The organism is Paenibacillus sp. XP01, assembly GCF_057364885.1.
Map to the genome: position 1 here is coordinate 730,505 of NZ_CP139481.1, position 26,509 is coordinate 757,013.

At 52.9% G+C, this 26,509-nt stretch carries 28 protein-coding genes; 23 read left to right on the forward strand and 5 right to left on the reverse strand.

From position 1 onward, the window contains the following. Positions 1–157: 157 nt before the first annotated feature. Positions 158–448: an SdpI family protein gene (locus SNR34_RS03425; RefSeq protein ID WP_486182390.1), complete on the forward strand. Its 291-nt coding sequence runs from the start codon at positions 158–160 to the stop codon at positions 446–448. Between the two features lie 65 nt (positions 449–513). Here SNR34_RS03425 and SNR34_RS03430 read toward each other — a convergent pair whose 3' ends face one another. After that, positions 514–891, reverse strand: a complete 378-nt coding sequence (locus SNR34_RS03430; RefSeq protein ID WP_486181149.1) for a VOC family protein — start codon at positions 889–891, stop codon at positions 514–516. Between the two features lie 324 nt (positions 892–1,215). Between SNR34_RS03430 and SNR34_RS03435 the strand changes: the two genes are divergently transcribed. From SNR34_RS03435 to SNR34_RS03450, 4 genes are all read left to right on the forward strand, one after another. Further along, positions 1,216–1,665, forward strand: a complete 450-nt coding sequence (locus SNR34_RS03435) for a MerR family transcriptional regulator (RefSeq protein WP_486181150.1) — start codon at positions 1,216–1,218, stop codon at positions 1,663–1,665. A gap of 117 nt (positions 1,666–1,782) precedes the next feature. Then, the gene (locus SNR34_RS03440; RefSeq protein ID WP_236420762.1) at positions 1,783–3,003 is read left to right on the forward strand and encodes an MFS transporter; all 1,221 of its coding nucleotides are present in this window, start codon (positions 1,783–1,785) and stop codon (positions 3,001–3,003) included. Between the two features lie 18 nt (positions 3,004–3,021). Then, positions 3,022–3,444, forward strand: coding sequence for a universal stress protein (locus tag SNR34_RS03445; protein ID WP_486181151.1), 423 nt, complete (start codon positions 3,022–3,024; stop codon positions 3,442–3,444). A 79-nt stretch (positions 3,445–3,523) separates the two neighbouring features. Next, positions 3,524–4,948 carry an aldehyde dehydrogenase family protein gene (locus SNR34_RS03450; RefSeq protein ID WP_486181152.1) on the forward strand — a complete coding sequence of 475 codons (1,425 nt, stop codon included), beginning with the start codon at positions 3,524–3,526 and terminating at the stop codon, positions 4,946–4,948. 197 nt (positions 4,949–5,145) lie between these two features. On the opposite strand, the gene SNR34_RS03455 is transcribed toward SNR34_RS03450, so the two are convergent. Continuing rightward, complete coding sequence (locus SNR34_RS03455; protein ID WP_236420765.1) at positions 5,146–5,628, reverse strand: GAF domain-containing protein; 483 nt, start codon at positions 5,626–5,628, stop codon at positions 5,146–5,148. Positions 5,629–5,819: 191 nt separating this feature from the next. On the opposite strand from SNR34_RS03455, the gene SNR34_RS03460 reads away from it, so the two are divergent. The 3 genes from SNR34_RS03460 (at position 5,820) to SNR34_RS03470 (ending at position 8,437) form a co-directional block, all read left to right on the forward strand. Then, positions 5,820–6,116 carry a hypothetical protein gene (locus tag SNR34_RS03460; RefSeq protein ID WP_339275966.1) on the forward strand — a complete coding sequence of 99 codons (297 nt, stop codon included), beginning with the start codon at positions 5,820–5,822 and terminating at the stop codon, positions 6,114–6,116. Between the two features lie 184 nt (positions 6,117–6,300). Further along, complete coding sequence (locus tag SNR34_RS03465; RefSeq protein WP_343262420.1) at positions 6,301–6,876, forward strand: GNAT family N-acetyltransferase; 576 nt, start codon at positions 6,301–6,303, stop codon at positions 6,874–6,876. Positions 6,877–6,925: 49 nt separating this feature from the next. After that, complete coding sequence (locus SNR34_RS03470; protein ID WP_339278315.1) at positions 6,926–8,437, forward strand: MDR family MFS transporter; 1,512 nt, start codon at positions 6,926–6,928, stop codon at positions 8,435–8,437. 165 nt (positions 8,438–8,602) lie between these two features. Here SNR34_RS03470 and SNR34_RS03475 read toward each other — a convergent pair whose 3' ends face one another. After that, the gene (locus SNR34_RS03475) at positions 8,603–9,070 is read right to left on the reverse strand and encodes a MarR family winged helix-turn-helix transcriptional regulator (RefSeq protein ID WP_339275969.1); all 468 of its coding nucleotides are present in this window, start codon (positions 9,068–9,070) and stop codon (positions 8,603–8,605) included. 341 nt (positions 9,071–9,411) lie between these two features. On the opposite strand from SNR34_RS03475, the gene SNR34_RS03480 reads away from it, so the two are divergent. From SNR34_RS03480 to SNR34_RS03500, 5 genes are all read left to right on the forward strand, one after another. After that, positions 9,412–10,140 (forward strand): ABC transporter ATP-binding protein, encoded by a 729-nt coding sequence (locus SNR34_RS03480; RefSeq protein WP_486181153.1) that lies wholly within the window; start codon positions 9,412–9,414, stop codon positions 10,138–10,140. Positions 10,141–10,158: 18 nt separating this feature from the next. Then, the gene (locus SNR34_RS03485; protein WP_339275978.1) at positions 10,159–11,406 is read left to right on the forward strand and encodes an ABC transporter permease; all 1,248 of its coding nucleotides are present in this window, start codon (positions 10,159–10,161) and stop codon (positions 11,404–11,406) included. Positions 11,407–11,507: 101 nt separating this feature from the next. Continuing rightward, complete coding sequence (locus SNR34_RS03490) at positions 11,508–11,708, forward strand: ribbon-helix-helix domain-containing protein (protein ID WP_339275980.1); 201 nt, start codon at positions 11,508–11,510, stop codon at positions 11,706–11,708. Positions 11,709–11,725: 17 nt separating this feature from the next. Then, entirely contained in the window at positions 11,726–12,526 is an 801-nt protein-coding gene (locus SNR34_RS03495) for an alpha/beta fold hydrolase (RefSeq protein ID WP_486181154.1), read from the forward strand. 39 nt (positions 12,527–12,565) lie between these two features. After that, positions 12,566–12,952 (forward strand): hypothetical protein, encoded by a 387-nt coding sequence (locus tag SNR34_RS03500; RefSeq protein WP_339275983.1) that lies wholly within the window; start codon positions 12,566–12,568, stop codon positions 12,950–12,952. Between the two features lie 120 nt (positions 12,953–13,072). Here SNR34_RS03500 and SNR34_RS03505 read toward each other — a convergent pair whose 3' ends face one another. Further along, positions 13,073–14,344, reverse strand: a complete 1,272-nt coding sequence (locus SNR34_RS03505; RefSeq protein WP_343262415.1) for a BaiN/RdsA family NAD(P)/FAD-dependent oxidoreductase — start codon at positions 14,342–14,344, stop codon at positions 13,073–13,075. 250 nt (positions 14,345–14,594) lie between these two features. Here SNR34_RS03505 and SNR34_RS03510 point away from each other — a divergent pair, with 250 nt between their 5' ends. From SNR34_RS03510 to mutY, 5 genes are all read left to right on the forward strand, one after another. Next, positions 14,595–16,316: a two-component system sensor histidine kinase NtrB gene (locus tag SNR34_RS03510; protein WP_486181155.1), complete on the forward strand. Its 1,722-nt coding sequence runs from the start codon at positions 14,595–14,597 to the stop codon at positions 16,314–16,316. 181 nt (positions 16,317–16,497) lie between these two features. After that, positions 16,498–16,932, forward strand: a complete 435-nt coding sequence (locus SNR34_RS03515; RefSeq protein WP_236420776.1) for a BrxA/BrxB family bacilliredoxin — start codon at positions 16,498–16,500, stop codon at positions 16,930–16,932. 135 nt (positions 16,933–17,067) lie between these two features. Next, positions 17,068–17,877, forward strand: a complete 810-nt coding sequence (nadE, locus tag SNR34_RS03520; protein ID WP_236420777.1) for an ammonia-dependent NAD(+) synthetase — start codon at positions 17,068–17,070, stop codon at positions 17,875–17,877. Between the two features lie 347 nt (positions 17,878–18,224). Beyond that, positions 18,225–18,647 carry a holo-ACP synthase gene (gene acpS / locus SNR34_RS03525; protein WP_486181156.1) on the forward strand — a complete coding sequence of 141 codons (423 nt, stop codon included), beginning with the start codon at positions 18,225–18,227 and terminating at the stop codon, positions 18,645–18,647. 53 nt (positions 18,648–18,700) lie between these two features. Beyond that, positions 18,701–19,960 (forward strand): A/G-specific adenine glycosylase, encoded by a 1,260-nt coding sequence (mutY, locus tag SNR34_RS03530; protein ID WP_486181157.1) that lies wholly within the window; start codon positions 18,701–18,703, stop codon positions 19,958–19,960. 100 nt (positions 19,961–20,060) lie between these two features. Here mutY and SNR34_RS03535 read toward each other — a convergent pair whose 3' ends face one another. Then, the gene (locus SNR34_RS03535) at positions 20,061–20,672 is read right to left on the reverse strand and encodes a superoxide dismutase (RefSeq protein WP_236420780.1); all 612 of its coding nucleotides are present in this window, start codon (positions 20,670–20,672) and stop codon (positions 20,061–20,063) included. Positions 20,673–21,084: 412 nt separating this feature from the next. On the opposite strand from SNR34_RS03535, the gene SNR34_RS03540 reads away from it, so the two are divergent. The 5 genes from SNR34_RS03540 (at position 21,085) to SNR34_RS03560 (ending at position 26,499) form a co-directional block, all read left to right on the forward strand. Continuing rightward, a complete protein-coding gene (locus SNR34_RS03540) occupies positions 21,085–21,510 on the forward strand; it encodes a GNAT family N-acetyltransferase (RefSeq protein ID WP_236420781.1) in 426 nt (141 codons plus the stop codon). A gap of 884 nt (positions 21,511–22,394) precedes the next feature. Next, positions 22,395–22,988 carry a signal peptidase I gene (lepB, locus tag SNR34_RS03545; protein ID WP_236420782.1) on the forward strand — a complete coding sequence of 198 codons (594 nt, stop codon included), beginning with the start codon at positions 22,395–22,397 and terminating at the stop codon, positions 22,986–22,988. Between the two features lie 166 nt (positions 22,989–23,154). Further along, entirely contained in the window at positions 23,155–24,999 is a 1,845-nt protein-coding gene (gene queG / locus SNR34_RS03550; RefSeq protein WP_486181158.1) for a tRNA epoxyqueuosine(34) reductase QueG, read from the forward strand. Between the two features lie 15 nt (positions 25,000–25,014). Next, on the forward strand, positions 25,015–26,046 hold the full coding sequence (locus tag SNR34_RS03555; RefSeq protein WP_343262411.1) for an HD-GYP domain-containing protein: 1,032 nt from the start codon (positions 25,015–25,017) through the stop codon (positions 26,044–26,046). Between the two features lie 189 nt (positions 26,047–26,235). Next, on the forward strand, positions 26,236–26,499 hold the full coding sequence (locus tag SNR34_RS03560) for a YneF family protein (protein WP_236420785.1): 264 nt from the start codon (positions 26,236–26,238) through the stop codon (positions 26,497–26,499). Positions 26,500–26,509 lie beyond the last annotated feature (10 nt).

Sequence of the window (26,509 nt, forward strand, 5' to 3'; positions counted from 1 at the left end):
TGATGAAACATACCAGGCGGTTCTTCGTATATACGTAGGGCCGCTTTTTCGTTGATTGCGGCATCGGAACGTGCATGCTTGACGGGAGCAACAAGTCATAAGGGGGAGCAGTGTGGGAGGAATTATTGGAATCATCGTTGGCATCTGTTTTTTTGTGATGGGGCTTATGTTGTACAAAAAACCGCCGAAACAAATCAACGGCATATACGGTTACCGTACGCCTCGTTCCATGAGCGATCTGGAGCTGTGGCATGAGGCGCAGCGATACAGCTCCAATTTGATGATGCAGTTCGGCGTAATCATGGCTGCATTTGGCGTGCTCGGATTTTGGTTTACCGACATGCAGGCTTTGGTGCTGAGTTTGGGTGCGATCATTTTTTATACGGTAAGACTGTTCATGAAGGTCGAAGGCCGCCTGAAAGAAATGCAGCAATCGAATAAGAAATAAGGCCAGGCTTCAGCCTCGCCAAATCAGAAAAAGATCCGCACATAGCGGGTCTTTTTTGCTGCCGATCATGATGAATACTCCATGAATTCGAGCCGATTGCCGAAAGGATCATTCACGTAGAACCGGACTACCCCTTCGTCCGAACGGGCGTCGTCGTCAAGGACGCAAACGTTTTGGTGGACGAGGTGATCACGTAAGGCGTTTAATCCCTTCACATAAAAGGCCGGATGGGCCTTCTTGGCAGGAACAAAGTCATTCTGAACGCCGATGTGCACCTGCTGAACGCCGCATTGGAACCATACCCCGCCGCGCTTCTTTAAAATCTCGGGTTTCGGGATTTCATCCCAGCCCAATATTCCTGTGAAAAAATGGCGTGCTTCGGACTCGCAGCCTGCGGGAGCGGCTAATTGAACATGATCGATTCCTGAAAATAGAAATGACATCGTACGCCTCCTTGTTTTATTTGATGAAACAAAGTTTCATTTCATGGAATCATTATATATCTTTATGGATTATTTTTCCACAGGCCACATTGATTTTTATCGGATAGTGTGGAGTGGCTCGGGTAAAATACGGATGTAAAAGATGAACCAAGATAACAGCGATCGGAAGAGGATTCTAACTGTGCAGTGGATCTGCGTAAAGGTTGCTCATTCAACGTATGCAGATTTCAAACCAAAATCTCACGTTGACGTTAACGTTAGTTTTATATATAATTACATACATAACATTAATGACATATGAAATGGCAAGGTGAGGTGAAGGAAATGGATTTGTATAAGATTGATGAGATTGCGAAGGAATGCGGCCTGACCAAGCGTACGATCCGATATTACGAAGAGATCGGCGTCATGCCTTCACCTCAGCGGACCGAAGGTGGTACGCGGTTATACAGCAGGCAGGATATCGATTATCTCAAAAAAGTCGTGCGTGCCAAAGAGGTGCTTGGCTTCTCGCTTCAAGAGCTGCATGCTTATGTGGCCACGGCGGACGTGCTGAATGAACAGCGTTCTGAATATCGGCAATCGACGGAGGTGCGGGAGCGCATTGACAAGCTGGAACGCATCGAGAATACGCTGAACGACCAGCTGCAATTGATTGAGCAGAAGCTGATCAGCATTCATGCCGTGCAAGGCGAGCTTCAGGAATTGCGCGAACGGGTCCGAAACGGGCTGCATCGACTGCGAGATGAAGAAGCTGCAATGTCGGATTCATAGTTTTTTTCAAAGCACCGGATGATCCGGTGTTGTTTTCGGGTTGACTGTTTCTGAAAATGGCGTGAAATTTTTCGTTTGTTTTCAAACCAATCTTTATCACTCAGGAGGGGTAATTTTATGAAAAGAGAATCTTCACTGCCGGACGAGCTGCCGTCATCGCGCGGAGGCTTGCTGTCCCAGCCGAGAGCGGTCTGGGCCGTTGCGTTTGCCTGTGTCATTTCCTTTATGGGACTTGGTTTGGTGGACCCGATTTTGCCGGCCATCGCCAACCAGCTGCATGCGTCCAAAAGCCAGGTATCGCTGTTGTTTACAAGTTATAACGCGGTGACCGGTATCGCGATGTTAATTACGGGCGTAGTATCCAGCCGGATCGGCGTCAAATGGACGCTGCTGGGCGGCATTCTGCTCATCGTTGCGTTCTCGGCGCTTGGCGGCACGTCGGATACGGTCGCTACGCTGGTTGGGTATCGCGGCGGCTGGGGTCTTGGCAATGCGCTGTTCATCGCGACCGCATTGTCGGCCATCGTAGGGTTGTCCACATCGGGCACGGCCAAGGCCATCATTTTATATGAAGCAGCGCTCGGTCTCGGTATTGCGGTCGGTCCGCTGCTGGGCGGCGAGCTTGGATCGATTTCGTGGCGCGGGCCGTTCTTTGGCGTGGCCGTCCTGATGACGATTGCGTTTATCAGCATTATGTTCATGCTGCCTAAAATGGCGAAGCCCAAAACGCGCAGCTCCTTGTCCGATCCGTTCAAGGCGCTCGGTTATCCGTCGCTCAAAACGTTGGCGATCACCGCGTTTTTGTATAACTTCGGGTTCTTTACATTGATGGCTTATTCACCTTATGTCATGAATTTGGATGAGCATGGTCTCGGTTATGTGTTCTTTGGTTGGGGACTGGCGCTGGCCATAACATCCGTATTCGTCGCACCGCGGGTGCAGCGCCGTTTCGGTTCCGTACCGTCGATGAGCGTAATGCTCACCCTGTTTGCCCTTGATTTGCTGGTTATGGCGATCGGTACGGTTATGGGATCTCCCACTACCGTCATTGTTGCGGTTATCGTTGCGGGTATTTTCCTGGGTATCAATAATACGCTGATCACCACGGCCGTTATGGAAGCTGCACCGGTCGAACGGTCCGTAGCCTCTGCGGCATACAGCTTCGTTCGTTTCATGGGCGGTGCGCTCGCTCCTTGGCTGGCGGGCAAACTGTCCGAGTGGTTCCTGCCGGAAACGCCGTTCTATTTCGGGGCATTGATGGTTCTGGTGGGCGTGGTCGTATTGCTTGTTCGTCGTCGGCATCTGAGCGGCATCGATGATGCCATTACGCATCATTAATCGGGAGGAGCGAACATTATGCTGAAACGGATATTGGTTGCAGTGGACGGATCGGAACATGCACGGCGGGCGCTGGAGGCAGCGGCCGATCTGGCGGAAAGCCTGAAAGAGCCTGCACGGCTCACGCTTCTTCACGTCAATCCATCGGTATCCTTGAACGAGCCGGCGCTAGGCGTCGACCTGGATGCCCGGATTGCGGACGAAGGGCGGCAGGTGGTGGATGCACTTCAAGAACGGTTATCAAAACGGTCGGTGGCATATGAAACGCTTTTGACAGGCGGAGACCCCGTGGCTGAGATTTGCCGTGTTGCCGACGAACAAGGATATGACTTGATCGTGATGGGAACCGGCGGCAAAAAGCGGCTTTCGGAAATGATTATGGGCAGCGTAAGCCATGGCGTGTTGAAGCAGGCGGTTTGCCCGGTGCTTACCGTCAAATAAGGTGGACTGAGTCTATATCGATCATGTAGTGTATAAATGGATGAGAATCGAGATGTGAATGCAGTGGGAGGGAGCAGCCATGAAAAAGCAACACCTTTATATTGGCGGCCAGTCCGTAGAGGCCGCAACGTATGAACCGCTGCACGCGCCATATTCGGGCGAGCAGCTTGCGGAGGTGGCTTCCGCCACGGCAGAGGAAGCCGAGAAGGCCATTGCGGCTGCTGCGCAAGCCAGCGCCGGGATGAGGCGGATGCCTGCGCATCAGCGCTCCGCCATTCTGTACCAGCTTTCCGTCCTGCTTGCGCAGCGGAAAGAAGAAGCAGCGCGCATCATTGCGCTGGAAGCGGCGAAGCCGATCACGGCCGCGCGGGCCGAGGTGGACCGGACCGTGGAGACGTACCGTTTTGCCGCCGAGGAAGCGAAGCGCTTAACGGGAGAAACGGTGCCGATGGATGCAGCTGCCGGCGGGGAAGGGCGCATCGGTTACACGGTGCGCCATCCGCTGGGCGTCATCGGCGCGATCACGCCGTTTAACTTTCCGATGAACCTGGTGGCTCACAAGGTTGGCCCGGCCATTGCGGCAGGCAATGCCATCGTGCTCAAACCGGCGGAACAGACGCCGTTATCCGCGTACTTCATTGCCGATCTGCTGAAAGAAGCCGGACTGCCTGACGGTGTGCTCAACGTCATCAGCGGCGACGGCAAAACGATCGGCGACGTGCTTGTGTCCGATCCAAGGGTGGCCCATATTACGTTTACGGGCAGCCCGGGGGTTGGCAAGAGCATCCGCAGCCAGGCGGGGCTGAAGCGCGTGACGCTCGAACTGGGCTCCAATGCGGCGGTAATCGTGGACCGGGATGCCGATCTGGATAAAGTCATCCCGCGCTGCGTAACCGGTGCCTTCACCAATCAGGGCCAGGTCTGCATCTCGTTGCAGCGCATTTATGTGCACCGTGGCATCGCGGAGGAATTTATCAAACGCTTTGCAGAAGCGGCTAGTCAGGTGATTGTTGGCGATCCGCTGAACCCGGATACCATCGTGTCCGCGCTGATTACGTCCAAAGACGTGCGGCGGGCGCTGGGGTGGATCGATGAAGCGAAGCAGGCAGGAGCCGAGCTGATTGCGGGCGGAACGGCCGAAGGCGGCGTTTTGCGGCCAACCGTGCTCGTCAATGTTCCGCGCGATGCCAAGGTGTCCTGCCAAGAGGTTTTTGCGCCGATCGTGATCATTAACACGATCGATACGGTGGAGGAAGGCATTGCCCATGTGAACGATTCCGTTTACGGGCTTCAAGCCGGGGTGTTCACGAATGACATTCATACGGCGCTGCATGCTGCCGATCATATCGAAGCCGGCGGCGTGATCATCAACGATATTCCGACATTCCGCGTAGACCACATGCCCTACGGCGGCGTGAAGCAGAGCGGCATCGGCCGCGAAGGCGTCAAATACGCGACGGAGGAAATGACCGAGCTGAAATTTGTGGTGTTTAACAAACAATAACGCGGTCTCCCTGATGAAGCGCCAGCCGGAACGGGATCTTCCCGTGCTGCATAGAGTAAGATTGGGCGAGCAAAACATGGATGTGCACAGCAAAGAGCACGGACCTTGGCGGGTCCGTGCTCTTTGCTGTGGTTCGGCAATAAACATGATCATAGCGTTATTGCAAGGAATCTTCGGTCAGGCCGTTTGCAGCCGAATTACTGCAACTGTTCCGAGAGAAGCTTAACGGCTTCCTCCAGAAAGGCTCGGTCTTCGTCATCGAACCGGTTTTTGAGCGGGCTATCGATATCGAGCACGCCGTACAGCTCCCCGTTTTTGAAGATCGGAATCACGATCTCGCTGTTTGAGGCTGCATCACAGGCGATGTGCCCGGGGAAGGCATGAACATCCTCCACGACAACGGTCCGTCGTTCCGAAGCGGCCGTGCCGCATACGCCGCGTCCAAGCGGGATGCGGATGCATGCCGGAAGTCCCTGGAATGGACCGAGTACAAGTTCTTTTCCATCATACAGATAGAAGCCGACCCAGTTGATGTCGGTCAAAAATACATTGAGCAGCGCCGCAGCGTTTGCCAGATTGGCAATGGCGCTAGGTTCATCGCGGATCAGTGCGCTTAACTGCCCTAGGACGGCGGTGTGCTGCTCGCTTCGCGTTCCTTCATAAGAAACGGCTTGAAACATGATGAATCACCCTCCCGAGCAAACATGAATGGACTTTAACTCAAAGATAGTGCAGTGCCTGCCGTTAGTCAAGCGGAGGATTACGGAATGTCAGCCAGGCGGCTTATGGTGCGTGTTTGTTTCTTTGTCATCGGAGCAGGGTAATGAATTTGTAATCACGAAGGGCTGCAACCCGGGAAGGAGCTGGATTGATGCACGCAGAAGTACAGAATTTGTTCGTTCGCATCCAACTATTACATCTGGCCCAGGATCAGAATCTGACCGTCAGCGATACGCTGCCTATGCTGGAAAAGCGGGGTTATCGCATTGCGGAGAGAGAGATCCGGCAGCAGTTGGATTATTTGACGCAGGAGAACTTCCTGACGTCTCATGGGGAACAATGGAGCTTGACGGGAGCAGGCATCGAGGAATTCAAGGAAATCTCGGCGATGCTTCACCGGGTTAACGATGAAGTTCTGGCGAGCGGCAGCAAAGCGTCCGCGACCTGATGTTTATGCGGGAGAAGCAGACAGGCCCTCATTGTAACCGTAACAGCAACAAGACCGGACCGAAGGCGGGCCGGTTTTTTGGCTTGGACGCTTCTTTCTGTATGGATGGTTGCCATTCGGCCCAGGTTATGATTAGATGACTTAAGAATCTCATGGTTTGCAGAGAGGGATCGGAGTGGCTTATATGTACAGATGCAAAGGCAGAATTCCGGAGCTGGAGACCAGGCGGCTCCTTCTGCGCAAGATGCGCCGCCGGGATGCGGCCCAGATGTTTGAATGGTGGTCGGACCGCGAGGTTACCCGTTACATGAATCTTTCCCCCATGCTTGGGACAAGCGAGGCTGCGGACATGATTGCGCTTCTCAATCAGATGGCAGGCGAGGAGGAGGCCATTCGCTGGGGGATCGAACTCAAAGCGACAGGGCGCCTGATCGGCAGCTGCGGGTATAATACGTGGCAGCTTGGAGGCGCGTTCCGCGGCGAGATCGGGTACGAGCTGGGGCGCGAACATTGGCGGCAGGGTTATATGACGGAGGCGTTTTCCGTGCTGCTGCCCTATGGATACGAGACGATGGGCCTTAACCGGATCGAAGCGCTGGTAGATCCGCGGAACGAGGCTTCCGGCCGCTTCCTTTCACATCAGGGATTCACGCGGGAAGGACTGCTGCGGCAGTATCAGCATACGTCTACCGGTTACAAGGACATGGATATGTATTCCCTTTTATACGATGAATGGCTTCGGACCGGAACGACAAAATAAGAAAAACCAAATGTTACGAGAGAGAAGGGTTTAAGTGAGAACCGGAGAGTTGAAACGAAGCTTCATTCTGGCGGGGTTGCTGCTGGCCACGTTTTTGTCGGCCATTGAAGGCACGGTGATCGGTCCGGCGGGACCGACGATCGTTAGCGATCTTGGAAGCGTGCAGCTGCTCAGCTGGATCTTTACCGCCTATTTGCTGACCATGGCCGTCAGTACGCCGATCTTTGGCAAGATCAGTGATCTGTACGGGCGCAAGCTTGTATTTCTGATTGGCTGTACCTTGTTTTTGCTGGGATCGTTGCTTTGCTGCTTATCGCAGAACATGGAACAACTGATCGCTTTTCGAGCCATTCAGGGTCTGGGGGCAGGTGCGGTCGTTCCCGTAACGTTCACGATCATTGGTGACATTTACCGGATTGAGGAGCGGGGCAAAATTCAAGGCTGGATCAGTTCCGTCTGGGGAATATCGTCCCTGGTAGGTCCGCTTCTGGGAGGATACTTTGTCGATAATCTGGGCTGGCAGTGGATCTTTGGCTTCAACGTGCCGTTCGGCTTGCTCGCGATGTGGTTCGTGTTCCGCTATTTGAAGGAAGAGGTAACCCCTCGTTCCGCCAAAATTGACTATGCCGGAGCGGTTACGTTTACCGTTGGCATCACGGCTTTGCTTTTCGTGCTATCGGCAGGGGGGCAATACTATGCATGGGAATCTCCCGTTATTGTTGGTTTGAGCGCAGTCGCCGTCATTTTCTTGATCATGTTCTTCGTCGTGGAAAAGAGGGCTGCGGCCCCGATGGTCCCTTTGCATCTGTTCCGCATTCGGGACATTCGCGTAGCCAATGTTAGCGGCCTTCTGGCCAGCACGCTCATGATTGGCCTGACGAGTTATTTGCCGCTCTGGGTTCAAGGCGTCAGGGGGGGCAATGCGACCGAATCCGGCCTGCTGCTCGCCCCGATGTCGGTGGGCTGGCTGATCGGAAGCGTGATGGCTGGTCGCATGCTGTTGAAAATCGGTTCCCGGATGACCGCGTTGATCGGACTTGCAGGCATTGCGATCGGCTCCGGCGGGTTGTTTCTGGTAGGAGGGACTTCCCCGGATTATGTGTTGTTCGTGCTGACGTTCATCTATGGGCTTGGTTTCGGATTTGCGTTCACGATCTTTACGATCATTGCGCAATCCTCGGTAGGGTACCAGGAGCGCGGATCGTCCACGGCACTGCATACGTTCATGCGGACGTTGGGACAAACGATCGGGGCGGCGGCCTTCGGCACATGGTTGAACTACCGCATTTCCGCGTTATCCGCCGAACAGCATCTCGCCGATGCAGGTATATCGGATAGCGATATTAACCAACTGCTTGCCCCGCATGCGGAAGGAGCATTGTCCGACGAGAAGTGGGCTTTGCTGCGAGGCGTGCTGGAAGGAAGCTTGCATTCGTTATTTGTCATCATGTTTGTCATTGCGCTGATCTCGTGGCTGACCGCGTTTGCCTTGCGCAAACGGCTGGTCGTTCCGGAAGAAGGAGAGTCTTCGTCAAACGCAGCTTCCGGCCAACGTGCTTAAGCAAAAAGTTAAACGCCTTTTGGAACTGCGCCGACGCTGTGGGCTTGACGTGTTCCGAAAGGCGCTTTGATTTTCGGGTGAGATCCACCTTATATGGTAGGCTGCGGCCAATATTAAATGCAAAAACAACCGGCTCTCGGAAACAGGGAGCCGGTTGTTTTGTTTTTATTTCAAATCGTTGCCCATGGTCCGTTCCGAACTTATTGTCAGTCTTTCCAACAGTTCCGAGAGCACCACTTTGTCTTCTTCGCTCAGTCCGCTGACTGCTCTGTTGATTTTATGGGCATAACCCGGAAAAATATCGTCCATGATCCGCTGGCCTTCTTCTGTCAGTTCCACGAAGATGATCCGTCTGTCCTGAGGACAGTGCTTGCGATGCAAAAGCCCTTTTTGTTCCAGTTTGTCGATCACATAGGTAACGTTCCCGCTCTGCAGCAGAAGCTGTGCACCTACTTGTTGAATGGGCTGAGCCCCCTTCATGTACAATACCTCAAGCACGCCGTACGCGGTGGGATTGAAACCATGCACTTTGCTTGTGGCTACCGTATGTTCATTCATGCTTTTGAACGTTTTGGCCAAGGTGCGGTACAGATGAAGAGAACGTTCGGTTCCGATTTCTTGTAATTCCAGCATACTGATCCCGCCTTTTCTAAAATGATTGATCCGTTGGGACGAGTGCCTTATGGATGTAAAATATAATCCCAACTTTGATTGTCTTCACGTTAAACGATGGAGCCATGATTTTATTTTAAGGGTTGGATTCGAACAAAAACATGCGATATGTCACAAGATTTGCATTTTGAGCAATTCAAATTTGAACATTTTATGGAGGGCAAGTCGACGGTGCTCGCGTTTTAACAAAGGACTGAAAAAGATCAAAAAGATCAAAATGATCAAAAAATCCTGCTGCAACTCAGGTACAATTAACAACGTATGATCTTCAAACTGGATTGATCAGACAGGAGTGAGGGGAATTGGAATATCCACTGGAAGATACAACGGCGGCGTCAGTACTGGACGTACATATTGAGGAGGCCGGTTACGCGGAAGGAAAAACGACGATCCGTAACATCCGGCTCAACGTGATGCCCGGCGAACTCGTGGGAATCATCGGGCCCAACGGGGCAGGCAAAAGCACGACCATCAAAACGATGCTTGGCTTGCTGGAGTATGCCGACTATGAGGTAACTATTGGCGGGAAGGGAAGGTATGCTTATATTCCCGAGCAGCCCGTTTTTTATGAATACATGACGTTATGGGAACACCTCGATTTGGCTGCCGCAGCTTACGAGATGGAGGAGGAAGTGTTTACCGCCCGGGCGCAGGATTTGCTTGTTCGGTTTGGCATGGAAAAGGTCAGGGATGATCTTCCCGGCAGCTTCTCCAAGGGCATGCGCCAAAAAATGATGCTGATGCTCGGTTTTCTTGCTTCGCCGGATGTCTATATTGTGGACGAGCCATTCATCGGATTGGACCCTCGGGCAACGAAGGATTTCCTGAAACTGCTGGATGACGAACGAAACCGCGGAGCGGGCGTGTTGATGTCCACTCACGTGCTCGATACGGCCGAACGCATCTGTGACCGAATCGTGCTCATTCATGACGGAAAATGCGCGGCGCAGGGCACATTGAGCGAGATACGGGCTGCGGCCGGATTGCCAGATGCCTCGTTATTGGATTGCTTCGATGTGCTGACGTCTTGACCGGAGAGGAGAAGGTTTATGGAAGGTATCGATAGATATACGCCCCTTCGTTTGTATAAACGCCGGCGCTCGGAGCATGTCAAGGAACAATGGAACAACTTGAAGCTGGTCGTGGATTGGACGGTGTGGCTGTACCTGCTGGTGCCAGGCTTGCTCTATTTCGGCGGCTGGTATTGGAGCATGTGGACGAAGCCGCTTCCCTCGTGGGCCGAATCGCTGCCATTACCTTTAATGGCGATGGGGCTGGAAGTGGTCATGCTGACGGGCGGCGTGCTGCTTTTTATGGAGGAAGCCGACATGCTGTTCCTGAAATCCCGGAGAACGTGGATGAAAACGTTAATTCGTCGAGGGTTATGCCGTTCGGGTGTGCTTCACATGATCAAAATAGCTGTGCTATTTCTTATGACGGCGCCTCTATGGTCGCGAGCCTATGTGATGCCCATGGGCCATATCATACTGCTTGCCTTGTGGACCGGCATTGCGGCCTTCGTTCAGGCGCTTTCCTTACATCTGATCCTGGTAAAATACGAGTCTTGGCGTCGATGGATTAGAGTACTGCCCTTAGGTGCGGCGATGGGATTCGTCTATGTGACGGCCACGCTGCGGATGCATGATCGGATGTGGGCGATCCTCCTGGGAATCCTTGGCGCAATGGCCGTACTCACGATGTTATGCCGAATCAGGCTTGAGCTGAAAAACACGTTTGAAGGAGATGTACGCGAGGACCTGAGGCGGCGGATGAAGCTGGCGGGAGTGCTGCTTAGCCAGGCTGTGACTGCGCCGAAGGCAACGCGAACCAAAACGTTCATTTTTCGCAAACCCCGCAAACTGCTGCGCAGCCGCAGCCTGTCCAGCAGAACCGCGGAAACGGCGTTTAAGGCGTATTTTCGAAACACGGCAAACACGAGGCTGTACGTGCAGCTCGCGAGTTTATCCGTCGCTGCGGTGGCCATTCCGCCTTTTCCCGCCAACGTCATCGTTTGCGGACTGTTGATCATGATGCTGACGGTGCTGTTCCACCGATCCTGGAATATGTTTGAAACATCGGACTATATTCAGTTGTTATCCTATGACCCCTACGTGTTGAACAGAGCGGGGGACATCATGGTACGCATGTTGTTTATTCCGGTAGGCTTACTGGTCGGATATGCTTTGGGGGCCGCCTGGCTGGGATGGTGGCAAGGTTTGCTGACGGCTGCTGCTGCCATCGGGTTCGGTTTTCTTACCCTGGAGGTGGGAGGATGGGTGCGCCGTACGAGAAGTTGATTCAGGCAGCACGTTATTTGAAAAAGGTAGCAATAATTGAACCGCAATCGTGTTCATGAAATAATTCGGAATATACCGTTTCTGATGGGAGGAGGTCCGATATGGATGCAGAGAAGGCGAGGGGAGGAGCAAGAGCAGGGGCAGGGCGAAAACGAATCGGTGAAACGCGAAAAATCTCGTTAACCTTGCCTGAGGAATGCTGGGATGAGATTGATCGTTGTTGCGGACGCGGAGACTATACCATATCCGAGGTTTTACGGTCCATCATTGAAGACCATCTCCAGCAGGCGGATTTACTTTGAGGGGAGAGGCAGGCCCTATGCGTGAAGAGCGATTCATTCAAGTGAATGATGGGCGTTTGTTTTCCAGCATGTCGGGTAAAGGCGAACCTCTAATTTTTCTCCATGGCAATTTCAATACACATGATATTTGGAGCGGCCAAGCCGAATTTTTCTCGGCAAAATATCGGGTGATTCGCTATGACCTCAGGGGTTATGGCCGCTCAAGCACCCCTGCTTCAAGGTTCTCCAATGTGGACGATCTGGACACGGTGATGAACTCTATGAACGTAACCCGGGCGGTTCTGATCGGATCGTCGTCCGGAGGAGGCATTGCCCTGGATTTTGCCTTGAAACATCCGGAACGTGTAAAGGCCCTTGTCTTGTCGGCACCCTTTATCAGTGGTCAACGAATGCCTGTCGGGATGATGTGGCATGGAATGAAAAACTACTTTGCCGTTCGTTTAAAAGGGAGGCATGCAGCCATTGAATCATTCATCAAGAGCGATTTTTGGCAGTACTTTATCCCGTCAGAGTCCAACAAAGCTGCCAGAGAGGCCGTATTATTTCAGCTGAGGAACTCTGATGTCTTTTGTCGCTTCGAACCCCGGTTGGCGATGCCCGTCCATCCGCCTGCAATAAGAAGATTACATTCGATCCAAGCGCCGACCTGTATGATTATCGGGGATCAAGACCATCCTTATAATATAAAATCAACTGATAGGTTTCACGCCGTATTGGACAACTCTTCGAAAGTGAGGATGGAGGGCTGCGGACACCTTCCCTTCATCGAACAACCGGAACTCTTCAATGAGAAGGTTTCCGAATTTCTGGAGGGCTGACGATGGGCGTGGGACCATCAGGCCAGGAGGATATCAGGAATGGTTGATCGCGAGCTTCAAGCGCATTTTGCGGATCGTTCTTCCATGGAACAGGCACATGCCATATTAAAGGAGTTGGGTTACGAACCGTACCAGTCGAAGACGGGACCGTTTCAGTTATGCGTCCCGACGGACCGGCAGGATGAACAGTCTGCCGTAGAGATCGTACAAGCCTATGGAGGCAGCGCGGCTTTTGCCGACACGACGGAAGGGCCGAGCATGTTTCAGGAAATTTCGATTCCCGCCCATCTCGTGAATGAGGACTGGGAAGAGGCATATGCTACAGGCCAGAATAATCACTACACTGGAGATGCACTGCAGAACAGGGACGAAGATCCGCCGTTCGATGATGCGGTCGACGGTTTCTCGGGGAGCGTCAAAGCGTAGTGGAGCGGCTTATGGTGGAATAAAGGGCATTCATTCGGCCCACATACGAAAAAAACCTCGAAGTTCACGAGCGTGAACATTCGAGGTTTTTTTGGCGTGTCCGGTTTGCCGAAGTCAATGTCAGTGAGTGCCGGCATGACGATAAGCGGCGGCATTCATACCTGCCGTATAACCGGTCGAGAAGGCAGCCGTGATGTTGTAGCCGCCTGTATAACCGTGAATATCCAAAATTTCGCCGCAAAAAAACAAGCCAGGCAGCAGTTTGGATTCCATCGTTTTCGGCTGGATTTCCTTGAGATTGACACCCCCGCCGGTAACGAAGGCTTCCTTGAGGGAGCGCGTCCCGTCCACACGAAACGTGAAGTTTTTCATGAGCCCGCATAATGCGGACAACATGCCTTTTGGAAAATGATGAACCGTGAGTTCGTCATCGATATTGGCTCGTTTCATCATGAGCGGAATCATGCGTTCGGGAATCCATGTCTTCAAAATATTTTTCACGGATTTACGCGCCTCCTGCTCCAACACCTGCTGCACCTGCGCCTCCAAGGCTCCAGCAGACAAGTCGGGGAAGAAGTCGATGCTCATCTCGACTTGTGGCTTGCCCGATTTCAGCTGCACCTTGCGGATGAACTGGCTGCAGCGCAGCGCGATCGGTCCGGATACGCCGAAATGGGTAAAAATCATGTCCCCCCGATGGGAGATGACCGTTTTGCCTTTGGCGTCCAGAACGGACAGCGCGACATCCCGCAACGATAAGCCTTGCAGCTCTTTGGATTGGATCCAGCTCTCCCCGGAAACGATAGGAACCTCCGTGGGGTAGAGCTCGGTGATCGTATGTCCTGCAGCCTCAGCCCAAGGATAACCGTCTCCGGTGGAGCCGGTTTGAGGGACGGATTTGCCGCCGGTAGCCACAATGACCGTGCGCGACGATATCTTTTTGCCGGATGCCAGCTTTACGCCCGACAATCTCCCGCCATCCAAAATCAGTTCCTTTACCGGTTCCCGGGTCCGGATTTCGACGCCGAGAGAGACGATTTTTCCGACCAGGGCATCCACGACCGTTTTGGCTTTATCGGATACAGGGAACATCCGGCCATTGTCTTCTTCTTTCAGGGCGATGCCCAGGCCTTCGAAGAAACGCATGATCCCCTGGTTGTCCAGGTTCTGGAAGGAACTATACAAAAATCGGCCGTTGCCGGGAATATGCCGAATCAATTCGTCGGTTTCCTTGGCGTTGGTTACATTGCAGCGTCCTCCGCCGGAAATGCCGAGTTTGCGGCCAAGCTGGTCGCCTTTGTCCAGCAGAAGCACCGAGGCTCCATGCTCGGCAGCAGACACGCAGGCCATAAGTCCGGCCGAACCGCCGCCGATCACAATGACATCATACATGTTCGATTCTCCTCTTTTTCGAAAAATAATGGTTTTAGTAAGAAAGGACGCGGGATTGCTCGCTTCCAACATAACGTAAACGAGATATCCGGAAGGAAATCCACGTTGATCTGATCATTCGCATGCATATTGCAAAATGCTGTCCTCTCCTGGCTTTTTATGCAACAATATTATTGTTTCTGCAGTTCTAACAAGCTAATAGAAGGGATATATTGTAATATACTGTCGCCTATGCTTTAATCAGAAATACATGGGGGAACGTGCAGGCGAGGAGGGAGATGGCATTGTGTTTGTATTGAAGGACATTCTTTTACAGGTGCTGCTGGCCGGGGCGGCCGTATTCCTGATTCCCTTATTCCATCTTGTGCTCGCCAGGCAAGCCGGTGCGAAGATGGGACGGACAAGTGCGAGTCTTGCCGCTGCGACGGCCGTTAGCATGCTGCTCTGCATGCTGTTTGCCCATGACGCAAGCCAGGCAGCCATTCCGATTTCGCTCGGCGTAGTTCCTTTCACGCTCGCCATGCTGTATGGCGGGCCAAGAACGGGTCTGATCTTGTCCTTTCTCCATATGCTCTTCTATTTCCTATTCGCTTATCCCTATCATTTGAACGAGTTTCTCCTTCAAACGGGTATTCTTTTCTATCCTATTGTATGGTTGTCCGCCAAACGATTCAAGAATTATGCGTTTTTCCGCAAATTGCTGCTGGTGCTGACACTCGCCGCGGCGGAGATTGCGCTCGCCAGCATGCTAAGTATCCCGCTGATCGGCTCCAATGGCGATGGCATGACAGCAGAGTGGGTGTGGATCGCATTGGCTTACACGGGCGGGGCGGCAATCGCGGGCGGCCTTGGTTTACTCTGGCTTGAACATATTCAGCGCCATGATGGTCTGGAACAGCGCTTGTCCGAAGTGCATCAGAAGTACATATCGGAGACGGAAAGACTTCATCAGATGTTGAACGCTGTTCCGCTCTCCATCGCTACGGTCGACAGGAATGGAACAGTCCAGTTCGTCAACGACATGATGAAACAAACGGCGAGGGAACAGCTTCCTTGTTCAACATCGAACGATCTGATCGGCAACCCGGTCAGCCAATTCGTCGAACAGACTCATGCTGAAAAAATGGAGCATAACATCCGCGAAGCGGTTACCCATGGTGAAGCGAACGGGTTGACCGTGCGCTACGGCTCACATGTCTTTCGGTCGCAGACGGTTCCGCTCTATGGATACGCGGCCGGGGCGCCAGGCGAGACTACCGGGGCGATGTTGGTCATCCAGGACATTACCGAATTGGAAATGCTGCGCAGCGAACTTGATAATGTGGACCGTTTAAGCCTGGTAGGGCAGATGGCGGCAAGCATTACGCACGAGGTCCGGAATCCGATGGCTGTCGTGCGCGGTTTTCTCCAATTAATGCAGGAAAAGAGTCCGGAGAGCTTGCATTATTATTATCGCATCGTCATGGAAGAATTGGATCGCGCCAACAGCATTATTAATGACTTTCTGTCGCTTGCACAGAACCGGATCGCGGAAAAAGAAGAAGCACAGCTGCACGATATCATTCACGAACTCATCCCATTGCTTTGGGCAGATGCCAACTTGCGCGGACAAAGCATCGAGCTTATGCTTGCTCATAATGTACCTAATCTCTATCTGAATACCAAGGAAATCAAACAAGTTGTTCTTAACCTGGCGCGCAACGGAATGGAAGCGATGGAGGAAAAGGGTGTGCTCACCTTGGAAACGACGTACGATGAAAAGCAGGTAGAACTTTTTGTGAGGGATACGGGACCTGGCATACCTCGCAGCAGCCGGGATAAGCTGTTTGAACCTTTTTATACGACCAAGCCGAAAGGGACCGGACTGGGGTTATCCATGTGCCACAGCATCGTGGAACGCCATCACGGCACTATTACGGTCGAATCGGAAGAGGGGAAAGGCACGGTGTTTAAAGTTACCTTTAAGCGATAGATTTGGGGCATAATGCGGCAGCGAACAAGCCATATTATCGAAGAGATGCCTTTTCGCGGGCGCTGTGCAATCTTGCTTTCATTGCTTGGGGATGTATAATAAGGATAACATCATTGTATCCATTTAACGAACAATGACGATGGACAATGGAGCTTATGATGACTATTAAGGAGTGAAACCAATGTCGATGTCATTCGATCAATACATGAAAGATATGGTTCAGCCGATGCGGGATGAGCTGACTCGTTTGGGAATTCAAGAACTGCGCACCCCGGAAGAAGTGGAAGCGAGCCTTCCGGATGCCAAAGGTACTACCCTTGTCGTTATTAATTCCGTTTGCGGTTGTGCCGCAGGACAATGCCGCCCGGGCGTAGCCGAGGCATTGCAGCATGACATTACGCCGGATCATCTGTATACGGTGTTCGCCGGACAGGACAAGGAAGCCACAGCCAAGGCGCGTGAGTACTTTGCGCCGTATCCTCCATCTTCGCCCTCCATCGCTCTGATGAAGGACGGGGAGCTCGTGCACTTCATCGAGCGCCATCAGGTGGAAGATCGATCTGCAGGGGAAATCGCGGCTGAGCTCACCAGTGCGTTCGATCGTTATTGCCGTTAAAACGCTCCAGCAACGCCCCGCTCTTCGGAATACCGATGCCGGGGCGTTTCGTTTTGGGTAAATGGAGTTATTGAACCATGTGATTCTTATGAAGGAATCCGATTTGACTATTCTGGAAACGGGGTGTAGTGCACGATGAGTTTGCAACAACAGATCATCGCTGAATTGAAGGTTAAACCAAGCATTAATGTGGAGGAGGAAGTCCGCAAACGGGTGGATTTCCTGAAAACCTACGTCAAAAATTCGGGCACGAAAGGGCTGCTGATCGCCATCAGCGGCGGGATCGATAGCGCCGTGGCAGCAGGACTGTGCAAACTAGCTACCGATGAACTTACCGCGGAAAGCAACCAGGAGTACAAAACGCTGGGCGTATTTCAGCCTTACGGCGATCAACAGGATATTCAGGACAGTTATTCTGTCGCGAAGGCTTTTGATTTGAAGCATGTGGTCGAAACGAACATTGAAGATGCGGTGAACGAGATTGCGCTGGAAGTGGAGCAGGGCTTCAAGTCCATGGGCAGCCCGCGCCACATGACGCATCAAGGCAAAGGAAACGTAAAAGCAAGAACGCGCATGGTTATGCAGTATGCCCTTGCTTTTGAAGAGAACCTGTTGGTCGTCGGTACAGACCATGCGTCTGAGGCCATCACGGGCTTTTATACCAAATGGGGCGATGGCGCCGTGGATATCACGCCGCTGAGCAGCCTGAACAAACGCCAGGTTCGCCAGCTTGCGGCCCATCTGGGCGTGCCTCAGCCGATTTTGGACAAGGCCCCGTCCGCAGGATTGTGGGAAGGCCAAACGGATGAGAAGGAACTGGGCATTTCCTATGAGGCAAACAGCGACTATCTGGAAGGCAAACAGATCGATCCTGCTGCGCAGGAACGCCTGGAAGCATTCTATAAGCGCACGCACCATAAACGGAATGCCATTCCCGGCATTTAAGTTTTTTCCGTTCGACTTGGGCAAACCGGCTTGATCATCGTACTTACATGAACGACCAATGAACTCCAGACACGTTACTGCCGCTGTGGACGAAGATTTTCCGTTTCCGACAGCCAAGCAGCGTTGCTGGAGTTTGTTGTTTTTATGATCGACGGCTGAACGGATGCTGTGAATCTTGCCCGAACAGCCCCCCCAAGATGGAAGTTTTCGCCGATGGCCCCGGGTACTCGCATCTGGGCCTGCCACCTGCTACAATGGAATACGTGTTCGGATATCGAACGTAGGGACTAGCGAGAACATGTTGGTTATTGCACCACAGTATAAATGATTAAGCAGGTGAAGCACGGATGATACACGGAATCGGGAACGATGTGCTGGAGATCGGACGCATGCAAAGGCTGCTGGAAGGCACGCGGGGCGAAGCTTTCCTGAACCGCATTCTGACGCCGGCGGAGCGGAGGATGGCCGCAGAACGGGGCAAACGCCGCACGGAGTTCGTTTCCGGAAGGTTTGCGGCCAAGGAAGCGGTATCCAAAGCATTTGGCTGCGGCATCGGGCGAGTTATGGCTTTTACGGACATCGAAGTGCTGCCGGGTGCGCTAGGAAAGCCGGAAGTGACGTTATCTGCCGAAGCCTGGGAACGGCTGCAATTGCCGAAAGACCGACTTTATGCCATTCACCTGAGCATTACGCACCAGACGGAGTTGGCTGCGGCGTTTGCAGTCGTGGAGCAGCTGCACGGACAAGAGCAGAGACCGAAGGATATTTAGGTGATCATGAAGGGCATGTTTATGGACAGGCGTGCAAATGAAAGGAAGGACTTATGGGTTTAATGGAACAGAAAAGACATTTCAGCATCAATCTGCTGGATTGGTATATGGCGAACAAGCGGGATCTGCCATGGCGGCGTCACAACAATCCGTATTTTACTTGGGTATCCGAAATCATGCTGCAACAAACCCGGGTGGATACGGTCATTCCGTATTTCAATCGTTTTATTTCGAATTTTCCGACCGTGCGGGCGCTTGCCGAAGCGCCCGAAGAAGACGTGCTGAAAAACTGGGAAGGTCTAGGGTACTATTCGAGGGCGCGCAACTTGCAAAAAGCGGCGCAGCAGGTCATGGAGCTGCACGGCGGGGAGATGCCGAGCGACAAAGCTTCGGTGTTCGCGCTCAAGGGCGTAGGGCCGTATACGGCCGGCGCGATTCTCAGCATCGCCTTCAACCAGCCCCAGCCTGCGGTGGATGGCAACGTCATGCGGGTGCTGTCCCGCTATTTCCTCATTGAAGAGGACATCATGAAAACGGGTACCCGGGTGTTGATGGAAGAGCTGGCGACCGAGCTCATCCCGGAAGGGCGAGCTCGGGATTTCAACCAGGCGCTGATGGAACTGGGCGCGCTGGTGTGCACTCCCAAGGCCCCGCACTGCCTGACCTGTCCGGTCATGGAGCAGTGCTCGGGCCGCATTGCCGGCAGGGAGCTGACCCTGCCGGTCAAAACGAAGGCGAAGCCGCCGCGCCCCGAGCAGCGGCTCGTCGCCTTGGTGGAAGGCCGCGGTGCCCATCGCGGCAAAGTGCTCGTGCGGCAGCGCCCGGATACGGGCCTTCTGGCCCGCATGTGGGAGCTGCCGCATGTGCTGGCGGCGCCCGCCGCTGCCGGCAAGGCGGCCAAGCCGCTCGCCGATGAGCCGGCCATGGCATTGCTGGCCGGCAGCCTGTGGGCGGAGGGCATTGCCGCCCGCCCCGAAGGCTTGGCTACACACGCGGAGCATGTGTTCAGCCATATCGTTTGGAGCCTGCAGGTGTACAAATGTACGCAGCAGGACCCGGGCAGCGAGCTTCCGCTGATTGCCGCGGAAGCCGTGGCCGCCTATGGCGAGCAGGCAGCGGCTGCTCAGGCGGCAAGCGGACAAGATGCTGGCGGCCATGCCCGCGAAGAATCGCTGCTGGCGTTCGTCGGTAAAGGAGACGGCCAGACGTACCGCTGGATCGGTCCGGAAGATATGGACAAGCTGGCTTTTCCGAACGTGTTCCTCAAGCTGCTCGGTAATTATTTCGCGGGTGCCTACGCCGTGCTCGAATAGGAAAGAGGCGTGCGTGCGTAAAGTGTCCGCTCGGATGGTTATAAAAAAAGAGCCTGACCGGCCATGCGACCGGATCAGGCTCTTTGTGCAATCACAGTGCTTATTTTGCAGCTGCGTAGCGTTTGTTAACTTCATCCCAGTTGATTACGTTCCAGAACGCGGAGATGTAATCAGGGCGTTTGTTTTGGTATTTCAGGTAGTAAGCATGCTCCCATACGTCCAAGCCCAGAATCGGAGTCAGACCTTCGAAGATCGGGCTGTCTTGGTTAGGCGTGCTAGTGATGGACAGTTTGCCGTCTTTGCCGACAACCAGCCATGCCCAGCCGGAACCGAAACGCGTTGTAGCTGCTTTCGCGAAATCTTCTTTGAATTTGTCGAAACCGCCCAGCTCGCTGTCAATTGCAGCAGCGATGTCGCCAGTTGGAGCGCCGCCGCCGTTTGGTCCGATGATTTCCCAGAACAGGCTGTGGTTGTGGTGACCGCCACCGTTGTTGCGAACCGCCGTGCGGATGCTTTCAGGTACGCTGTCCAGGTTGGCGAGCAGGTCCTCGAGGGATTTTCCTTGCAGTTCAGGAGCGTTTTCCAGAGCTGCATTCAGGTTGGTTACGTAAGTGTTGTGATGGCGATCGTGGTGGATTTCCATCGTTTGTGCATCGATATGTGGTTCCAGTGCATCGTTAGCGTAAGGAAGAGCCGGTAATTGAAAAGCCATAGTGAAATACCTCCTGAGTTTTAAGTTTTAAGGTGCATATGTAACAATACCCTTGCCATTATTATTAAACCGCATCCGAGCCAATTAATCAACATTTTTGTTTATTAAGTCCCTCGGGAAGTTGATCAAATGCATAATCCGCGATAACAAACATATTTTTCCCTATATGCAGAATTTTATGTGATATTGATTAAAATGAAATAGAAATAGAAACGAATTTTGATGTAAACGGTTACAATTAAGCGCTTTCAAAAGAAAATGCGTGTTTTATGGCGAAAAGTATGCTTTAATTGACGAAGAAGCGTTTTTTTCTCGTTTTTTGTCATAATACAAACATCGGGTTTTTGGTAAAAGGGGAACCCCTTTTTGTAAAACCTCATCAATCAAGCTAACGAAAAGGGAGATTTAAGACATGCACGTTCGTTCCTTTCAGTTGAGTGATGCAAGTCGTATGACGGAGCTGCTCAAGATTGCGCTTTCGGAAGATTGTTATGAGAACACGATGGGCCCGTTTGCCCGTCAATTGTCATGGGATTCCGAACTGATTATGGTTGCCGAGGAAGAAGGGGAACTCGTTGGGGCGCTGATCGGCACAATCGATCATAACCAAGGATGTCTCTATCGGATCGCGGTTCATCCGGACTATCGTCGCCAAGGAGTTGGCAAAAAACTAGTCGCGTCCATGGAACAACGGTTCCAGCAGCGTAAAGTCAGCCAGATTTGGGTTGCGGGAGACGAGCATAACAAAGCGGCGATGCCTCTTTACGAAGCGATGGGCTATGGAGCCAATCAGATTTTGAGTGCATTCCAGAAGCTCAGCATCTTGTCCAAGGCGTAGTTTGAATGATTATTACAGATAACATAGCAGATTCACTTAAATATCGGGCATATCCTTTGGGCGCATTGGCGTAAAGGGTATGTCTTTCTATTTTTTCATCTCCTTATTGGTTCTCATCACCAATTGTCTCGTGCAAGCAAATGAAGTAGACTGAAATAGAGTATGCAATTGCAAATAAACCTATCAAATTGGATAAACTAATAGAACAATTCCTGTGCGTTTGCGTTTGTCCGTTGTTGGAACCGATGTTCCCGGATTGATGCGCATATCAACATGGATGGAATGTCTGATTTTTGAAGTCTGGCTCAATGGTGAAGTGCTCGGTGTTACCCGGTGAGCCGACGTTCTGAATTAAGGGTACTTGTATTGTAAGGATCGTGGGATGCATGGTGGGCGGACGGAGTAACCGAAAAAAATGTGGTGATCGTACGATCTCGTCATGGTTGCTCGGAGTAGAGGGTCACTTCCAAATCCAACGAACCTGACGCGTCTTATTTGCAGTGAAATTGGACTCTTCGAGTGCTAACGAACTTTAGACACTTTATTTCCCCGAGGATGGGGCAAATATCGTGTTCTTGACGCCAATAGCGTGTTTGAGGTTCGTTACATTTTCTGTGAGGGGGGAAGCCCCTCAATAAGGTGTGTGAGATTCGTTAGCGCCTGATATGCCGCCGCCAAAGTGACTCGTTGTACAAACGTAACGACAACATTTCAAATATGCGATACATTAACGTTCCTTGTAATTAAGGTTTATCATCCCAAAATACCGATGTGCCAATATAACTGCTATAAGCTGCCAGTACCTGATCCGATCACCGCCTATTTGCGAACCGACAGAGCGCTTGTTATTTCAACACAAAAATTCATGAATGAGGTGACCTTTTGTGAATTCCAACCATCCATCTCCCCCGGAGCATCCTGCCGGGGCCGCCAAGCCGGGGAAAACCTCCGTATCATGGTTGGCCGAGCTATGGGATTGGACCAAAACCATCGTTGTCTCCTTTGCGATCATGATGGTGCTGAACCTGTTCGTTTTCAACCTGTCGATGGTTCAAGGGCAGTCCATGCAGCCTACGCTGGTGGAGCGGGATCGACTGTTCGTCAACAAAATCGTCTATGATTTCGGCGCGCCTTCGCGTTTTGACGTTGTTGTATTGCGCGATCCGAGCGACGGCATCGGCAAGAAGGACTTTTTGGTCAAGCGGATCGTCGGCATCCCTGGCGACACGATCGAGGTGAAGGACCATTATTTGTACGTGAACGGAGAACGGCAGTCGGAGAGCTACACCGATACCGAGGTGCAAGATCCGGATTTTGGACCGTTGACGTTGGAGAAGGACCACTACTTTGTCATGGGCGACAACCGCCATGAAGGGAAGAGCAAAGACAGCCGCATTTTCGGCAGCATTACGTCGGATGAAATCGTAGGCAAGGCGGAGTTCATTTTCTGGCCGTTTTCGGAAATCAAAAAGCTGTAAACAATTGGAAGGGAACTATTCATCATTTTTTGCGTTAAACCATATAACCGGGTTCATCCGAGCTTTTAGGCATATCCATGAACAAGAAGCGCCTGTCTCCCATCACGAGGCGGGCGTTTACCGTTTGCGCCAATGGAGTGGATCGGGAAGAAAAGAGGGAAGGTTTATGACAAATGTACAGACCGGGATGCCGCAGACAGCCTCCTATTGGGAGCAGTTGAAACAGGAGATCAAGGCGGCCGGACCCGGGCTGGGCATTGACGATATCGGTTTTGCATCGGCGGAGCCGTTTGTGTCGCTGAAGGCGATTCTGGAGCAGCACCGGGCCAAGGGTTATGAGTCGGGGTTCGAGGAGAAGGATATTGAAAAAAGAGTACGTCCCGCGCTCGAGGGCAGCGAGCCGGCCTCGCTCATCGCGATTGCGGTCGCTTATCCGTCAAAGATGGTCAATCCGCCCAAGTCGGAACCGGGCGCATATCGCGGCATTCTGGCCCGCTCCGCATGGGGCAGGGATTACCATCACGTATTGCGCGAGGCGATGGACAAGCTGGTAAATTTCATCCGCGAGCGGGTACCGGAAGCGATCATCGAGAGTATGGTGGATACGGGCGTGCTTGTTGATCGCGCGGTATCCCAGCGGGCCGGCATCGGCTTCAGCGGCAAAAACTGCTCGATCATCTCGCCGAAATACGGCTCCTGGATCTACTTGGGCGAGCTGGTGACGAACATTCCGTTTCAGCCCGATACACCGGTTACCGAAGATTGCGGAGAATGCACGAAATGCATCGACGCCTGCCCGACAGGCGCGTTGGTCGGCCCTGGCCAACTGAATGCGCAGCGCTGCATTTCTTTTGTGACGCAGACCAAAGGTTTCGTGGATGAAGAGTTCATGCTAAAAATAGGCAACCGTCTGTACGGATGCGATACATGCCAGATCGTCTGTCCGAAGAATCGGGGAAAAAACTGGGATCACCATCCCGACCTGCAGCCCGATCCGGAGATTGTGAAACCTTTGCTGCTGCCGCTGCTGGATATGGGCAACCGCGAATTCAAAGAGCGATTCGGGCATACTTCCGCCGCCTGGCGGGGGAGAAAGCCGATTCAGCGCAATGCGGTCATTGCACTGGGGAATTTCAAGGACCAAAGCGCTGTACCCAAACTCACCGAGGTGTTGAAGCGCGATCCGCGTCCGGAGCTGCGGGGAACCGCTGCCTGGGCGCTGGGAAGAATAGGAGGAGAAGAAGCCATGAGAGCGATTGGGGAAGCTGCTGCTTACGAACAAGATGGGAACGTGCTGGACATGCTGCAGAAGGCCAAGGAACGATTGACGTCGTCCGCGTCCTTACCCGAGAAGCCACATGCCAAGCAAGTGAGCGACCATAAACAAGAGGAAGGTGTGACAGGTCCGACCGCGGATAGTAATTCTGCAAATGGAAATGTCGCGCCGAAGGCCAAAACTGAAGCAGCAGCGTGGAAGCCTTCCGCAGTAACCGGTTTGCACGGCAAACCTATTTATTACGACGAGGTCGTTACCCCGATAGGCACGTTGACGTTGTGTGCTACCGAGAAGGGGCTGTGCCATGTCGATTTTGGAGCCTTTCATGTGAGAGAGGCGCATCTTCAACAATGGGCGCGCACCTGGATCGGTGAGTACCGTTACGAGAAGAACGATGACAAGCTGCGGGAGGCTGTAAGGCAGGTTGGCGAATATTTTGCGGGCGAACGACAAACGTTCGATCTGCCGCTCGATTTGCTCGGAACCCCGTTCCAGCTACAAGTATGGCAAGTCCTGTCCGATATATCTTATAGAGAAGCCTTATCACACGAACAGGTTGCTGAAGCGATCGGCAGGCCGAAGGCTGTTCGCGCCGTACTGGACGCGATCAGCAAAAATCCGGTGCCGATCATCATTCCATGTCACCGCATTAGCGGCAAGGACGGCACCCTGCTCGGTTATGTAGGCGGTCTGCAAACCAAGGAGCAATTGCTCGCATTGGAGACGCAATCGTAAGAGCGGGGGACATGCATGAAATATGTAAACGTGGAGAGCGTGGAAGCGGGCGAGATTTTGGGCAAAACGGTGTATTCGGGCAACGGCATGGTGCTGTTGTCGGCCGGTGTCCAGCTCACCGTATTCATGGTCAGTACGCTCAAGCGTATCGGCGTGACCATGCTGTACATCCAGGATGAAGCATACCAAGATGTGGATACGGAAGACATACTGGATGAAGCCACGAAACGGGCCATCATTCAAGAGATGAGCGTAACGCTTGAAGCGGTGCGTTCGGGAAAGGAATGGAGCCCGAAAAAGATCGCCGTCAGCATCGACAAGCTGCTGAACGACGTGTTGAGCGGCCGCGAGCTGTTGGTACAGCTGACCGACATTCGCTCCAAGGACAATGCACAGTACATTCATGCAATGAACGTGTGTTTGCTGTCCTCGGTCATTGGGCTGAATATGGGGCTCAACTATAACCAGCTCAAGGACCTTGCCGTGGGCGCGTTGCTGCACGACATCGGCAAGGTAGCCGACGACCCGGGCGGCAGGCCTGCCGCCAACTCCTCTTTGCATCATACATGGCGGGGATTCGAATTGATCAAAGCCAAGCGTGAGTTCAGCCTTCACACAGCCCATGTGGCATTGCAGCATCATGAGTGCGTTGACGGTTCGGGAATGCCCAGGGGCATCAAGGGCAAGGACATCCACACTTTCGCGAAAATCGTCGCGGTGGCGGACGTGTACGACAACGCCATCAACGGTTCGTCCGGACGGATGCTGCTGCCGCACGAGGCTTGCGAAGAAATGATGGCCATGTCGGGGCGCAGCTTGGACCGGGACGTGCTGATCGAGTTTAACCGGAATGTGTCCATCTATCCGAACGGAACGGCGGTGCGCCTGTCCACCAAGGAAACAGGCGTGATCGTCAAGCAGCATCGCGGGCTGCCGGGCAGGCCGGTCGTCCGCATTGCGCGCGGAAGCTCGCGATACGATCTGGATGTGGTCGAGGTGGACCTCGCCGTGCACACGACCGTGTTCATCGAAGCGGTGCTGGCCTAAGGCGGACGCGAATTCGCACACTGAAATGCAGCTGGAAAATCCGTTTGCTCCATGCGTGCGGAAATGCTATGATACTTTCAGGAAAATCCGGACCGTGCATGCAGCAGGAATGGCTTGAAATGGCTTGAAACATCATGGTGCCGCACGGATCACGGGGCTTTCAGATTGCACATACAGAGGTGTCTAAGGATGGAAATTGTTATACCGATTATTACTCTGATTGTCGGTCTGGTCGGCGGATTTTTCATCGGGGTGTTTTATTTGCGCAAACAGCTCGAGAAAATGCAAAGCGATCCGGACATGCTTCAGAAGATGGCCAAGCAGATGGGCTACAATCTGAACGGCAAACAGATGCAGCGTGCCCAGCAAATGATGAAAAACCAAAAGCCTGGCATGAAACAGCCGCAGGCTCCGCAGCATCCTGCGCGTAAAACGTCAGGTCGCCGCAAATAATAGCAAGAAA